This is a genomic window from Halorubrum sp. B53, assembly GCF_059752395.1.
The window spans coordinates 1-12,448 of sequence record NZ_MWTH01000009.1; the positions used below are offsets into that span (position 1 = coordinate 1).

General features: G+C 69.9%; 12 protein-coding genes. 4 read left to right on the forward strand and 8 right to left on the reverse strand.

Going from position 1 to position 12,448, the window contains the following annotated elements:
- Nucleotides 1-120: 120 nt before the first annotated feature.
- Nucleotides 121-1,491, reverse strand: coding sequence for a geranylgeranyl reductase family protein (locus B4V06_RS07540; RefSeq protein ID WP_498168822.1), 1,371 nt, complete (start codon nucleotides 1,489-1,491; stop codon nucleotides 121-123).
- A 202-nt stretch (nucleotides 1,492-1,693) separates the two neighbouring features.
- On the opposite strand from B4V06_RS07540, the gene fer reads away from it, so the two are divergent.
- Nucleotides 1,694-2,506 (forward strand): ferredoxin Fer, encoded by an 813-nt coding sequence (gene fer, locus B4V06_RS07545; protein WP_498168825.1) that lies wholly within the window; start codon nucleotides 1,694-1,696, stop codon nucleotides 2,504-2,506.
- A 70-nt stretch (nucleotides 2,507-2,576) separates the two neighbouring features.
- On the opposite strand, the gene B4V06_RS07550 is transcribed toward fer, so the two are convergent.
- The 5 genes from B4V06_RS07550 to B4V06_RS07570 all read right to left on the reverse strand — a co-directional run bounded on the left by B4V06_RS07550 (nucleotide 2,577) and on the right by B4V06_RS07570 (nucleotide 9,538).
- Entirely contained in the window at nucleotides 2,577-3,677 is a 1,101-nt protein-coding gene (locus tag B4V06_RS07550; RefSeq protein WP_123112149.1) for an ABC transporter permease, read from the reverse strand.
- Nucleotides 3,670-4,917, reverse strand: coding sequence for an ABC transporter permease (locus B4V06_RS07555; protein ID WP_123112150.1), 1,248 nt, complete (start codon nucleotides 4,915-4,917; stop codon nucleotides 3,670-3,672). Before B4V06_RS07555 ends, B4V06_RS07550 begins: the two co-directional genes overlap by 8 nt.
- Nucleotides 4,914-6,542, reverse strand: a complete 1,629-nt coding sequence (locus tag B4V06_RS07560) for an ABC transporter ATP-binding protein (protein WP_123112151.1) — start codon at nucleotides 6,540-6,542, stop codon at nucleotides 4,914-4,916. The genes B4V06_RS07555 and B4V06_RS07560 overlap by 4 nt, the downstream gene beginning before the upstream one ends.
- A 151-nt stretch (nucleotides 6,543-6,693) precedes the next feature.
- Nucleotides 6,694-7,851 carry a BMP family lipoprotein gene (locus B4V06_RS07565; RefSeq protein WP_498168829.1) on the reverse strand — a complete coding sequence of 386 codons (1,158 nt, stop codon included), beginning with the start codon at nucleotides 7,849-7,851 and terminating at the stop codon, nucleotides 6,694-6,696.
- A gap of 157 nt (nucleotides 7,852-8,008) precedes the next feature.
- Nucleotides 8,009-9,538, reverse strand: coding sequence for a phosphohexomutase domain-containing protein (locus tag B4V06_RS07570; protein ID WP_498168831.1), 1,530 nt, complete (start codon nucleotides 9,536-9,538; stop codon nucleotides 8,009-8,011).
- An 84-nt stretch (nucleotides 9,539-9,622) separates the two neighbouring features.
- Here B4V06_RS07570 and B4V06_RS07575 point away from each other — a divergent pair, with 84 nt between their 5' ends.
- Nucleotides 9,623-9,901, forward strand: a complete 279-nt coding sequence (locus tag B4V06_RS07575) for an acylphosphatase (RefSeq protein ID WP_123112154.1) — start codon at nucleotides 9,623-9,625, stop codon at nucleotides 9,899-9,901.
- A 26-nt stretch (nucleotides 9,902-9,927) separates the two neighbouring features.
- Here the strand turns inward: B4V06_RS07575 and B4V06_RS07580 are convergent, their stop codons facing one another.
- Together B4V06_RS07580 and B4V06_RS07585 are read right to left on the reverse strand one after the other, a co-directional pair.
- Entirely contained in the window at nucleotides 9,928-10,389 is a 462-nt protein-coding gene (locus B4V06_RS07580; RefSeq protein ID WP_498168833.1) for a DUF7960 family protein, read from the reverse strand.
- Between the two features lie 513 nt (nucleotides 10,390-10,902).
- Nucleotides 10,903-11,292 carry a winged helix-turn-helix transcriptional regulator gene (locus B4V06_RS07585; RefSeq protein ID WP_123112156.1) on the reverse strand — a complete coding sequence of 130 codons (390 nt, stop codon included), beginning with the start codon at nucleotides 11,290-11,292 and terminating at the stop codon, nucleotides 10,903-10,905.
- A 69-nt stretch (nucleotides 11,293-11,361) separates the two neighbouring features.
- On the opposite strand from B4V06_RS07585, the gene B4V06_RS07590 reads away from it, so the two are divergent.
- A complete protein-coding gene (locus tag B4V06_RS07590; RefSeq protein ID WP_498168836.1) occupies nucleotides 11,362-11,811 on the forward strand; it encodes a DoxX family membrane protein in 450 nt (149 codons plus the stop codon).
- Nucleotides 11,812-11,930: 119 nt separating this feature from the next.
- Entirely contained in the window at nucleotides 11,931-12,413 is a 483-nt protein-coding gene (locus tag B4V06_RS07595; RefSeq protein ID WP_123112158.1) for a VOC family protein, read from the forward strand.
- Nucleotides 12,414-12,448 lie beyond the last annotated feature (35 nt).

Sequence of the window (12,448 nt, forward strand, 5' to 3'; positions counted from 1 at the left end):
GTCCGTTGTCGGTTTCCTCTCCGACCTACTCGCTCGCTGCTCTCGCTCCTTGAGGTCGGAGGCTCCACCTCGATTTATGCTGAAAAACCGCAACGCCGATCTGCCGCCCGCTCGCCCCGCTCAGTACTTCGCGTCGGCGCCCGTCGTCTCGTAGATCCGGTCCATGATCGCGTCGCGCTCGCCGGTCCAGTTCGCCATCGCGGCCGGGCTGGTCGGGTACGACTCGTAGTGCGCGAGCAGCTCGTCCGCGAGCGACTTCGTCTGGTAGAAGTTCCGGATCGTCCCCCAGTAGCCGAAGCTCTTGACGGCCGCCTTCAGCTTCAGCCCGAACGACATCGACGTGGAGCCCTCGTATAACGCCTCCGCGAGCTTCTCGCCCGGGAGCGCGGCGAGCAGTCCCATCAGGTCGTCCACGTCGACGGCGGTCGAGAGCACGTTGTACACGTCGAGCCCGGCGTAGCGGCCGCCGAAATGATCCATCACGCGGGTGTTGTACCGCCAGAGGTTCTCCTCGCTCACGTCGCCGTCGGAGACCGCCTTCACGGCCTGTTCGCCCGCGTACTTGCCCGCGTACGCCGCGCCGGCGATGCCGCCGCCGGTGGTCGGGTTGACGTGGCCCGCGGCGTCGCCGACCGCCATGTACCCCGGCGCGACCGCCGAGTCGTACGGGCGGCGGGTGGGGAGCGCGGCACCGAGCTTGTCCGTGACCGTCGCGCCCTCGAACTCGGGGCGGTTCCGGAGGTCGCGTTTCAGCGCCTCGACGAGCTGCATCGGCTCCTCGTTCATCTGGAAGCCGAGCCCGGCGTTGATCTCGGTGCTCGTCCGCGGGAAGTACCAGAGGTAGCCGGCGGCGCGGTCGGTCGCCTTGAACACCAAGGCGTCGTCCCACTCGACCGGCTCGGGGACCTCGACGATCTCGCGGTACGCCGAGCAGAACTGCGAGTAGCGCACGTTGGTGTCGAACGTCGTCCCCTCGAAGTCCGCCTTGTCCTGCAGCAGCGACAGCGACCCGGCGCCGTCGATGACGATGTCGCCCTCGTAGGTGACCGGGTCGCCCTTGCGCTTCGCGCGGAGCCCCGTGACCCGCCCGTCGGCGGTCTGGATCACGTCGTTGATCACCGTGTCGTAGTGGAAGTCGACCCCGGCGTCCTCCGCGCCCGCGATGATCCGGCGCCCATACTCCCAGCGGTCGATGACGGCGAGCTCGCCCGGGACGGGGATCTCGAGGACCGTGTCCTCCTGCGGGATCTCGAACCGCCCGTGGTCGACGCCGGTGTTCGTGAACGCCGGTTCGAGGCGCTCCTTCGGGATGGCCTCCGGGAAGGCGTCGGCGCCCTTCAGCGCGTCGCCGCAGGCGATGTGTCCGGCTTCCTCCTCGTCTTTCCGCTCGACGATGACGACGTCGAGCCCCTCGTTCGCGATCGTCGCGGCAGCGTAACAGCCGGCGGTCCCGGCGCCGGCCACGACGACGTCGTACTCGTCGATGGTCATGTCACGTGGGTCGTTCCCCCGGTGGCAAAACTCTTTGTTCCCGATTCGGTCCCCTCTCGACCAACACGAGCCCCGTGGATCGCCGGTCGACGGCGAGTCGGTCGAGGCCGTGCACCTCGCCGAAAGCGCCGGCTCCGACACCAGATCGGTACCTTACTGTTCTGGCCTCGTTTTTATCGGGAACGGCTCCGTAGCGTCGGATATGACCGGACTCGAACACGTCGACACCGAGCGGCTCCGGGAGTGGCTCGACGAGGTCCGCGAGGGGGAGACGACCGCGGCGCTGATGCTCGCCGTGGCGTACGACAAGGGGATCGGGACGGGCGAACTGGCGTCGTGGTACGGTCGGTCGACCGAGTCGGTCGAGGAGACGATCGCGGCGCTCGACTCGCCGGGGTACGTCGCGGAGATCGCCCGGCTCGAAGGGGTCGATATCGAGGCGGTCGCCGAGGAGTCGAACCTGACGGTCGATTCGGTCGAAGAGTGGTTCGCCGAGCTGTCGGACCGCCCCGTCTCCGAGGCGGCCGGCGTGATCCGCGGGTACGCGCAGGGCGGGGTCGAGCCCCTCGTCACGGGCGAGCCCTCCACGGTGTACCACCTCGACCACGACGCGATGACCGAGCGCGGCTGGTCGCTCGACGACCCGGACCTCTTCGAGAAAGCGGCGGAGTCGGACCTCGGGCTGCCCGAGTACGGCCGCTTCCTCGTCGAACCCGACGAGTCGATCCTCGAGGCCGCGGAGCGCGGCGGCCGGTCGTGGCCGTACGCCTGTCGGGGCGGCGCGTGCTCGAACTGCGCCGTCATCGTGGTCGACGGCGACGTCGCGATGCCGGGGCAGTCGGTGCTCTCGGACGCGCAGATCCGGGAGACGAACGCCCGGCTCTCCTGCGTCGGCGTCCCGGTCACCGACGAGGTCCGGGTCGTCACCGGCGTCGGCGACTTATCCGAGTTCGCCGACCTGCGGCTCCCCTCGCTGGCTGACGGCGACGGGTCCGCGGAATCGGCGTCGGACTGAGCGACCGGCCTTCGCCGACCACGCCGGCCTCGGACGAGGCCTCACCCCTCCTCTCGTCCCGGACGAGGCCTCACTCCTCCGTCTCGTAGTGCTCCCCGGCCGCCTCTGGGAGCCGCGTCCGCCCGACTAAGGCGAGGACGAGGATGACAACCACGAACGGCGTGACCCGGATGAGCTGACGGGGGATCCCGATCCCCTGGAGCTGGAGCACGGTCTGGACCGCGTCCAGCCCCGCGAACAGCATCGTCGAGAGGAACGCCCCGACCGGGTTGTAGTTGCCGAACAGGTACGCGACGATGGCGATGAACCCCTTCCCGTTGACCATCGTCGGGCCGTTGCCGGTGAACTGACCGAGGTCGAGCGACAGCGCCGCGCCGCCCATTCCCGCGAGGACGCCCGAGATCAGCACCGCCGCGTACCGGACGCGGGTAACGCTCACACCGGCGGTGTCGAGCGCCTTCGGGTTCTCGCCGCTAGCGCGGATCCACCGGCCGAACGCCGTCCGCTCGAAGACGTACCACGAGCCGAAGACGGCGGCGAACAGCATGTACACCGACGGCGACGCCGAGAAGAGCGCGCCGAAGAACGGGATGTCGGCGAGCACCGGCACCGTGATCGACGGCGACGTCGCCACGATCGGCGTGTTCGGACTGCCGTAGATCACCTGCGAGGCGAACGGCGCGAGCCCGAGTGCGATGAGCCAGACCGCGAGCCCGGCGATGATCTGGTCCGCGCGGAACCCGATCGTCACGACGGCGAACAGCGCCGCGAGCAGCGTGCTCGCGACCACTCCGCCGGCGAAGCCGAGCCAGACACCGCCGGTGAGGTCGGCGACGTAGATGGCGCTGAACGCCGAGATGATCAGGAGCCCCTCCAGCCCGATGTTGATCACGCCCGACTTCTCCGCGAAGATACCCCCGAGGGCGGCGAACGCGATCGGCACGGACAGTCGCAGCGCCGACGCGAGCGTGTTCCGGCTCGTGAGCGCGTCCGAGAGCGTCCCCGCGAGCGAGTCCGGGAACAGCGCCCCGGCGAGCAGCAGCGCGACGACCGTGGCGACCGTCACGCCGGCGGCGATCGCCCGGGTCGTGTACCGCTCGAAGAAGCCCTCACCCTCGGCGCTCTCGGCCGAGACGCCGGCGCCCTCGGGGTCCGCGGGCGCGTCACTCATCGGTCTCACCTCCGCCGTCGCCGGCGGTGCCGCCGTCGGTCGCGACCGCCTCCGGCCTCGACCCCGTGCCCGGCAGTCCGCGGGCCATCAGCCGGAAGAACTCCGGCATCGCCACGAACAGGATGATGAGCCCACGGAGGACGCCGACGAGCTGCGGCGGCACGTCGGTCGCAAACTGCACGACCGTCGTCCCGCTCTTCAGCACGCCGAACAGCAGCGCGGCGATCCCGACGCCGAGCGGGTTGTTGCCGGCGAGGATCGAGACGGTGATCCCGTCGAATCCGTACGAGGGAATGCCGGTCTGGAACGTCCCGAGGATCATCATCACGTACATCGCGCCGGCGATACCGCCGAGCGCGCCCGACAGCGTCAGGCTCGCGACGACGGTGCGCTTGGCGTCGACGCCGCCGTACTCGGCCGCCCCGGGCTGGACGCCGCTCGTTCGGACGTCGTAGCCGAAGGCCGTGTGCTCGAGGACGTAGTACAGCGCGGCGACGGCGAGGAGACCGAACGCGAGCGCGACGATCGAGAAGTCCTGCCGGGCGCCGAACAGCAGAGCCGGGAACTGCGCGAACTCCGGGAGCGGTACGGTCTGGTTCGCGGCGCTCTCGGGGTCCTTGAACACCCCGCTGACGAGGTAGAGCGCGACGCCGGTAGCGATGAAGTTGAGCATGATCGTCGTGATCACCTCGTTGGCGTCGGCGTACGCCTTCAGCAGACCCGGAACCGCTCCGTAGAGACCACCGAACACCGCGCCGACGAGGAGCCCGAACGGGATCAGCACGACGGTTCCGACGACGCCCGACACGAGCGACGACGCCCAGAGGACGCCGAGCGCGGTCGCCAGCGCGCCGACGACCATCTGTCCCTGCGTCCCGATGTTGAAGATCCCGGCGCGGAACGCCAAGGCAACCGAGAGCCCGGTGAACAGCAGCAGCGTCGTCTCTCTGAGAGTGACCGAGAACTGCCCGTTCGGCGACCAGCTCCCGCTGAACGGGTCGCCGAGCGCCCCGAGGAAGAGCCGATCGAAGACGACGACGGGGTCGTAACAGAACCCCATCCCGAAGTAGTACACCGCCTCGCCCGCGGTACACGTCGTCATCCGACCGGCCACGAGGACCAGCACCGCACCGATGAGGACGGAGAGGACGAGCGCCGCCGTGCTGATCAGGATCCGCTCGGTCGCGGACGCGTCGACCAGCCGAGAGAGAGCGTCCCGCGCGCGGTCGGCGGCGCTCACGCTCGCTCACCGTCCGTGGCGTCCGCGAGGTCGGTCGGCGCGTCCCGATCGGTCTCGTCGCCCTCGCCGCGCCCCGTCGCCGCCGATCCACCTCCGTCCCCGCCGTCGTCTCCCGGCCGCTCCCCGGCCATCAGCAGGCCGAGCTCCTCTTCCGTCGTCTCGTCCGGGTCGACCACGTCGACGAACTCGCCCTCGTAGGCGACGGCCAAGCGGTCCGAGAGCCCCTGTACCTCCTCGAGCTTCGAGGAGACGAGGAGGATCGCCACGCCCTGACGGCGGAGCTCTAGGAGCCGCTCGTGGATGAACTCGATCGACCCGACGTCGACGCCCCGCGTCGGGTGCGAGGCGACGACCAGCTCCGGGTCGCGCTCGAACTCGCGGCCGACGATGAACTTCTGCTGGTTGCCGCCGGAGAGCGACTCCGCGCCGGCGTCGGCGTCCGGCGGTCGGATGTCGTACTCGTCGATGATAGACTCGGCGTGTCCCCGGGTTTTCGACCAGTCGATCCGGCCGTTGGAGGCGAGTTCTGAGCCGTGTTGGCTGCCGAGGAGTCCGTTCTCGACGAGGTCGAACTCCATCACCAGTCCGCGCTCCTGGCGGTCTTCGGGGATGTACGCCATCCCGGCGTCGATCCGCTGCCGCCGCGAGGCGGTCGTGACGTCTTCCCCGACGAACCGGATCTCGCCCCCGTCGGGGGTCCGAAGGCCGGTCACCGCCTCGACGAGCTCCGACTGGCCGTTGCCGTCGACGCCGGCGATCCCGAACACCTCGCCGGCGCGGACCTCGAAGGAGACGCCGTCGACCGCCCGGACCCCGCGGTCGTCCTCGACGACGACATCGGAGGCCGAGGCGACGACCTCGCCCGCCTCCGCGGCCCCGCGGTCGATCTCCATGAGGACCTCGCGACCGACCATCAGCTCCGCGAGCTCCTCCTGCGTGGTCGCGTCCGCGTCGACGGTCCCGACCTTCCGCCCGTCTCGGAGGACGGAGATGTCGTCGGCCGCGCGCATCGCCTCGCCGAGCTTGTGGGTGATGAAGATGATCGTCTTCCCCTGCGCGGTGAGCTCGTCGAGCACGCCGAACAGCTCGTCGACCTCCTGAGGCGTCAACACGGCGGTCGGCTCGTCTAAGATCAGCGTGTCGGCGCCGCGGTACAGCGCCTTCAGGATCTCGACGCGCTGTTGCTCCCCGACGGAGACGTCCTCGATCCGCGCGTCCGGGTCGACGTCGAACCCGTAGCGGTCGGCAAGCTCGACGACGGCCTCGCGCGCCCCGGATCGGTCGACGGCGAGCCCTCCCCACTTCCGCGGCTCGTTGCCGAGCGTGATGTTCTCGGTGACGGTCATCGGGTCCACGAGCATGAAGTGCTGGTGGATCATCCCGATCCCGGCGTCGATCGCGTCCCGCGGCGAGCCGAACTCGCGCGGTTCGCCGTCGAGCCGAACCACCCCCGACGTCGGTTCGTAGAGGCCGTAGAGAACGTTCATCAGCGTCGTCTTGCCGGCCCCGTTCTCGCCGAGGAGGGCGTGGACGGTGCCGCGCTCGACTTCGAGGTCGACGTCGTCGTTCGCCACGACTCCGGGAAACCGCTTCGTTATCCCGTCGAGGTGGACGGCTGTGGCCATTGGTCTAGTACCCACTGATTCGAGCGGGGGTGAATATGTTTGGATATGGTCCGGTCCGAGCGGCCGGGGGAGCGGCCGACACTCCGATCTGCGCGCAGATCGGTCGCCGCGCGTCTCGTCCGTCGGCGGCGGCGGTCCGCGGATCGACGCGCTAGACTTCCGAGGGGACGGAGATGTCGCCGGCGATGATATCCTCTCGCGCGGTCGCGACCTCGTCCTGGACGTCGGTGGGGATCTCGGAGCCGAGCTGGTCGCCGTAGACGAGCGCGACGCCCTCGTTGTCGAGGCCGAGCGCGACGTTCGACCCGCCGGGGAACTCGCCGTCGACGGTCGCGTCGATCGCGTTGTAGACGGCCGTGTCGACCCGCTTGACCATGCTCCCGAGGATGACGTCGGCGTAGTCGGGACGCGTGACCGACTGGTCGCGGTCGACGCCGATCGCGAACTTCTCCTGCTCCTGCGCGGCCTGGAAGACGCCGGTGCCGGTGTTGCCCGCGGCGTGGTAGACGATGTCAGCGCCGCTGTTGTACATCGCGGTCGCCGCCTCGCGGCCCGCCGCGGGGTCGTTGAAGCTGCCGGTGTAGTTGACGCTGACGTCGACGTCGTCGCTGCCTGCCGCGACGCCCGCCTCGAAGCCGGCCTGGAACTTCTGGATCAGACCGGACTCGACGCCGCCGACGAAGCCGACGTTCGTGGAGTCGCCCGCGGTCGACCCCGCGCCCGCCGAGAAGTCGCGGGTGGTGAGGAGGCTCGACATCAGGCCCGCGAGGTACGACCCTTCGTGCTCCTTGAACGTGTAGCTCGCGACGTTGTCTCCGTCGACAACCGAGTCGACGATCATGAAGTTCTGGTCGGGGTACGACCCGGACGTCTCCGAGAGCGAGTCCGCCTGGAGGAAGCCGATACAGCAGACCAGGTCGTAGTTCGGGTCGGTCGACTCCGCGAACTGCTGCTGGAAGTTGCTGAACTGCGACACCTCGTCGGGCTGGGCCTCCTGGAACGAGATGTCCAGCTCCTCTTCGGCCTGTATCGCCCCCTGCTGGGCCTGGTCGTTGAACGACCCGTCGCCGAGGCCGCCGGTCGCGTACACCATCCCGATGTTCGCCGCCGGGCCGTTCCCGCCGTCCGAGCCGTCGTCGCCGTCGGACCCGTCCATCCCGTCGTCGCCGTCGGACCCGTCCGAGCCGTCCTCCGAGTCGTTGCCGTCCGAACCGTCGTCGCTCGGCCCGCCGCTACAGCCGGCGAGGCCGATGAGGCCCGCTGCGCTTGCCGCCTTGACGAACCGCCGCCGATCGAGGTCGGATACCATGTCACGTACAAGGGAGTGGGTGCGCATCATAAAATCGTCGTTCCCGACGCCCGATATCGCACGTTCCCGGTAGCGGACGGGAGATACGTCGCCGATTCGCACCGAACGGCCCCGAACCCGTTCACGTTCGTGGCTTATGCGCGGCGATCGGCCGGGGTCACGCGTCCGCGGCCGCGCTCACCGCGTCGGCGACGACGGCTTCGACGTTCGCGACGAGCTCGTCGACCGCGTCGCTCTCGGCGTACACCCGGACGTACGGCTCCGTGCCGGAGGGCCGGACCAGCGTCCACGAGGCGTCCGGGAACTCCAGGCGGACGCCGTGGTCGGTGTCCACGGTCGCGTCGGGGAACGCCGCCGGCAGCTCGGTCTCCAGCCGCTCCATCGCCCCGGCCTTGGCGTCGTCGGGGCAGTCGACGCTCACCTTGCGGTACGGGCGCTCCGTGATCGGCTCGCGGAGGCCGTCGAGTCCCTCGTCGGCGACGAGCCGGGCGATCACGGCCGCCGAGGCGACCCCGTCGATCCACTCGCCGTGGGCGACGTGGATGTGCTTCCACGGCTCCGCGGCGAAGACGACGCGGGTGTCGGCGTCTCCGCCCGCTTCCGCGTCCATCTCCCCGCTGGCCGCCGCCTCCTCGCGGACCGCCGCGATGCCCTCGTGGAGGGCGCCAAGCCGAACGCGCTCGACGCGTCCGCCCGCCTCTTGGACGCGCTCGTCGATCCGACCGGAGGCGTTCGGGGTCGTGACGACCACTGGATCGGCCGCGTCGCTCTCGCGGGTGTACCGCTCCGCGAGCATCGCGAGGACGGTGTCCTCGTGGACCACCTCGCCGTCGGCGTCGACGACCACGATCCGGTCGGCGTCGCCGTCGTGGCCGATTCCGAACGCGAACCCCGCCGTGTCGCCCTCGGCGTCGCGGGCTTCGCTCCCCCCGTCCGTACCCGGGCGGCCGGGGTCGTCCAGTCCCTCGTTGGCGTCGGCGATGAACGCTCGGAGGTCCCGGAGCGTCTCCGGGGTCGGCTTGCTGCCGCGGCCCGGGAAGTGGCCGTCGACGTTCCCGTTGAGCGTGACGACGTCGGCCCCGAGCTCGCGGAGCACGGTCGGCGTCGCGGGCCCGGCCATCCCGTTCCCGCAGTCGACCGCGACCCGGAGCCCGTCGAGGGGGGCGCCGAACCGCTCCGCGTACGCGCGGACGTCACCGAGGTACCCGCCGAGGGCGTCGACGCGCTCCGTCTCGGTCCACGCGTCCCACGCCGCGGGCGGCCCCCCGTTCGACACCCGCTCCTCGACGGCGCGCTCGGCCTCCCGGTCGAACTCGCTGCCGTCGCGGAACAGCTTGATCCCGTTGTCGGTCGGGGGGTTGTGCGAGGCGGTGAGCATGACGCCGTACCGGCCCCGCGAGGCGTGCGCGAGCGCCGGCGTCGGGAGCCGACCCGCGCGCAGCACCCGGACGCCGCCCGACGCGAGCCCCGACTCCATCGCCGCCGCGAGCGCGTCGCCCGTCACGCGTCCGTCTCGGGCGAGCACGACCTCGGCGGGCCGCCCGTCCCCGTTCGTCCGGTCGCTTCCGTCCGCCTCGGCCGCTCCCCGTACCTCCGCCGCGACGGCGCGCCCCACGGCGAGCGCGAGTTCGGGGGTGACCCGCTCCTCGGCGCTCCCGCGGATCCCCGCGGTTCCGAACAAGTCCATACCCCCGCCTGCGCCGGCGAACAGTTAGAAGCCGTCGGTTGCGCGCCGCCGTATTTAAGCCGGCGGGCGTCACAGCCCCGGTCGATGGCCGACCGCACGCGAGCACACGTGTACGTTTCGGGTCGCGTACAAGGCGTCTACTACCGCGCGACGACGCGCGACACCGCCCGGGAGAAGGGCGTCGACGGCTGGGTACGCAACCTCGACGACGGGCGCGTCGAGGCCGTCTTCGAAGGGCCGGAGAACGCGGTCCGCGAGATGGTCGCGTGGTGCGAGACGGGGAGTAAGGCGGCCGATGTCGACGACGTCGACGCCACGTACGCGGAGCCGGAGGGGCTAGACGGGTTCGAGGTGCGGTGGTGACCGGCGACTCCTAAGCGCGGATCGCGCTACGGCGCCACCGGGTCGCCCGGCGGGTCGCGGACGCCGAGCTCCGCTAACGCTCGCAACACCACGATCGCCTCGACCACGTCGCGCTCCTCCGTGTAGGGGTCGTCGACCGCGTCGAGCGTCGCCTCTGCCTCGCCGGCGAGCCGCGACTCCAGTTCCGTCTGGTCCGTCTCGCCTTTGACCGCCGACAGGAGCGCCTCGTGGTCCTCGCGGAGGTCGAGCGAGACGTGCGCCGCGTTACACCGCGAGAGCGGGTGCGTGTCCATCTCGATCGCGAGGTCGCTCACGAGCTCCCAGTCGTCGGCGCAGAAGCGGAGCGTCACCGCCCCGACCACGTCGCGCCACGAGATCGGATCGCCGTTCTCCATCAGCCCGAGCGCCCGCGGCGGCACCGCGATCCGGGTGTGGGTATCGTCGCGACCGCAGAGGCAACAGGGGGTGTTCTTCAGTCCGGCGTACACGCAGATCCGTACGGACCGAGGGGACGTGTGCGTTTCGCCGGCGGGAACCGAACCCCGGCGACGTAGCGTATAAAAAGGCGATCGATAGCGCCGGCTTTTATAAATAAAAGGCGGTGCGGCGGCGCGTGCCGGTGAGCGGCCGACAGGCCGCGAACCGCACGCGCGAGGGAGTCGGTGGTCCGGAGCGAAGCGGAGGACCACCGACAGGGCGAGAGCGGAGCTCTCGCTTGCAACCGGCGCGTAGCGCCGGTGACGAGGCTGGGGAGGCGTGAGGCTGCGGTCGCGGTGCGACTGGGTGGGACTCAAAGGGGCAGCCGGGAGGACAGCGCAGGCGACGCAAGCACTGGAAGGAGCGAGCATCGCGAGCGACTGAAGCGCGCAGCGAGCGTGCGCTGTCCTCCCGGCTGGGGCTTTGGAAGTGCTCACCGCCGGTCCATCAACTACCATTTAAAAACAGGCAGCCACGGGACCGGGAGACGCTGAGTACCGATCGCCGACCCCGCCGACGATATCCTACCCGCTACATTCGGCGAGCCACTCGTGGGCCCAGTCGTCGATTTCCTCGAAGACGGGCGCGAGCGATTCGCCTTTCGGCGTGAGGCTGTAGTACGTCGCCACCGGCGACTCCTCCTCCAACCGCCGGTCGACGAAGCCGGTCTCTTGGAGGTCGTCGAGCACGCGCGAGAGCGTCCGGGCGTTCGCGTCGGTCTCGCGTTTCAGCTCGTTGAACCGCGACTCGCCGTTCAACAGCTCGTGCAGCACGACGAGCCGCCAGCGCGAGCCGATCTGTTCGAGCGAGTCGACAACCGGACACGGCGTGTCCGGGCCGGACGAGGCATCCGCGTCGGGCTCCCCTTCGGTCGTGTCCGCCGGATCGGAGCCGGCGAGTTCCTGCGATGACATCGGTGTTACCTACTAACCGTATTGTCCGGGAAGCGATATATAGGTTACGTCCGTATACGTAGTTACACGATGTTAGCTGAATTCACGACGCTACCACTGCAGCTCGACGGCCCCCTCGCGGGCGAACTGTTCCTGCTCGGCCGGATCCTGTTCGGCGCGACGCTCGCGTTCATGGGGCTGAACCACTTCATGGACGTCGACACCATGGCCGGCTACGCCGAGTTCAAGGGGCTCCCGGCGCCGCGCTTCTCCGTGATCGCCTCCGGGCTCCTGCTCGTGCTGGGCGGGCTCGGCGTCGTCCTCGGCGCGTTCCCCGTGCTCGCGGCCGGCGCGCTCGCCGCCTTCCTGCTCGTCTCCGCCGTGACGATGCACGACTTCTGGTCGATCGACGACCCGGAGGAGAAGCAGAACGAGATGACGAGCTTCCTCAAGAACGTCTACGGCGCCGGCGCGGCGGTCGCGCTGCTCGCCGTCGGCGGCACCGCGTGGCCCTACGCGCTGGGCCTCGGTCTGTTCTGAGCCGGACGCGACCGCTCTGAGCCGGACGCGACCGCTCCGAGACGACTGAATCGCTTCTCGACCGCTCTGCCGACCCGCCAGTACCACTAACTGACTTCGCGACCACCGATGAGACACTCATGACCGACGCCCCGCCCACTACCGGACTGCACCACGTGACGAACATCTGCACCGACATGGAGGAGACGGTCGCGTTCTACGAGGACGCGCTCGGCTGGCACACCGTCAAGCGGACCCAGAACTACGACGACCCGGGGACGCCGCACTACTACTTCTCGTCCACGCCCGAGGGCGAGCCCGGGACCAACGTCACCTACTTCGAGTACCCGAACTCGCAGGGCGCGCCCGGGCCGGGCGCGAGCCACCACTTCGCGTTCGGCGTCGAAGACGAGGAGACGCTCCGCGAGTGGCAAGAGCACCTCCGCGAGCAGGGGGTGCGGGTCTCCGAGGTGAAGGACCGCACCTACTTCAAGAGCATCTACTTCAGCGACCCCGACGGGCTCGTCTTCGAGCTGGCGACCGAGGGGCCGGGGTTCACCCGCGACGAGGAGGAGCCCGGCAGCGAGGAGATCGACCCGTTCGCGGAGGGGTACGAGAGCTGAATGGCGGGCGAGCGCCCCGCTGACACACACTCCGA

Coding starts and splice junctions, on each gene's coding strand:
- B4V06_RS07540 (WP_498168822.1), bottom strand. CDS start 1,491: ATGACCATCGACGAGTACGACGTCGTCGTGGCCGGCGCCGGGACCGCC.
- fer (WP_498168825.1), top strand. CDS start 1,694: ATGACCGGACTCGAACACGTCGACACCGAGCGGCTCCGGGAGTGGCTC.
- B4V06_RS07550 (WP_123112149.1), bottom strand. CDS start 3,677: ATGAGTGACGCGCCCGCGGACCCCGAGGGCGCCGGCGTCTCGGCCGAG.
- B4V06_RS07560 (WP_123112151.1), bottom strand. CDS start 6,542: ATGGCCACAGCCGTCCACCTCGACGGGATAACGAAGCGGTTTCCCGGA.
- B4V06_RS07565 (WP_498168829.1), bottom strand. CDS start 7,851: ATGGTATCCGACCTCGATCGGCGGCGGTTCGTCAAGGCGGCAAGCGCA.
- B4V06_RS07570 (WP_498168831.1), bottom strand. CDS start 9,538: ATGGACTTGTTCGGAACCGCGGGGATCCGCGGGAGCGCCGAGGAGCGG.
- B4V06_RS07575 (WP_123112154.1), top strand. CDS start 9,623: ATGGCCGACCGCACGCGAGCACACGTGTACGTTTCGGGTCGCGTACAA.
- B4V06_RS07585 (WP_123112156.1), bottom strand. CDS start 11,292: ATGTCATCGCAGGAACTCGCCGGCTCCGATCCGGCGGACACGACCGAA.
- B4V06_RS07590 (WP_498168836.1), top strand. CDS start 11,362: ATGTTAGCTGAATTCACGACGCTACCACTGCAGCTCGACGGCCCCCTC.
- B4V06_RS07595 (WP_123112158.1), top strand. CDS start 11,931: ATGACCGACGCCCCGCCCACTACCGGACTGCACCACGTGACGAACATC.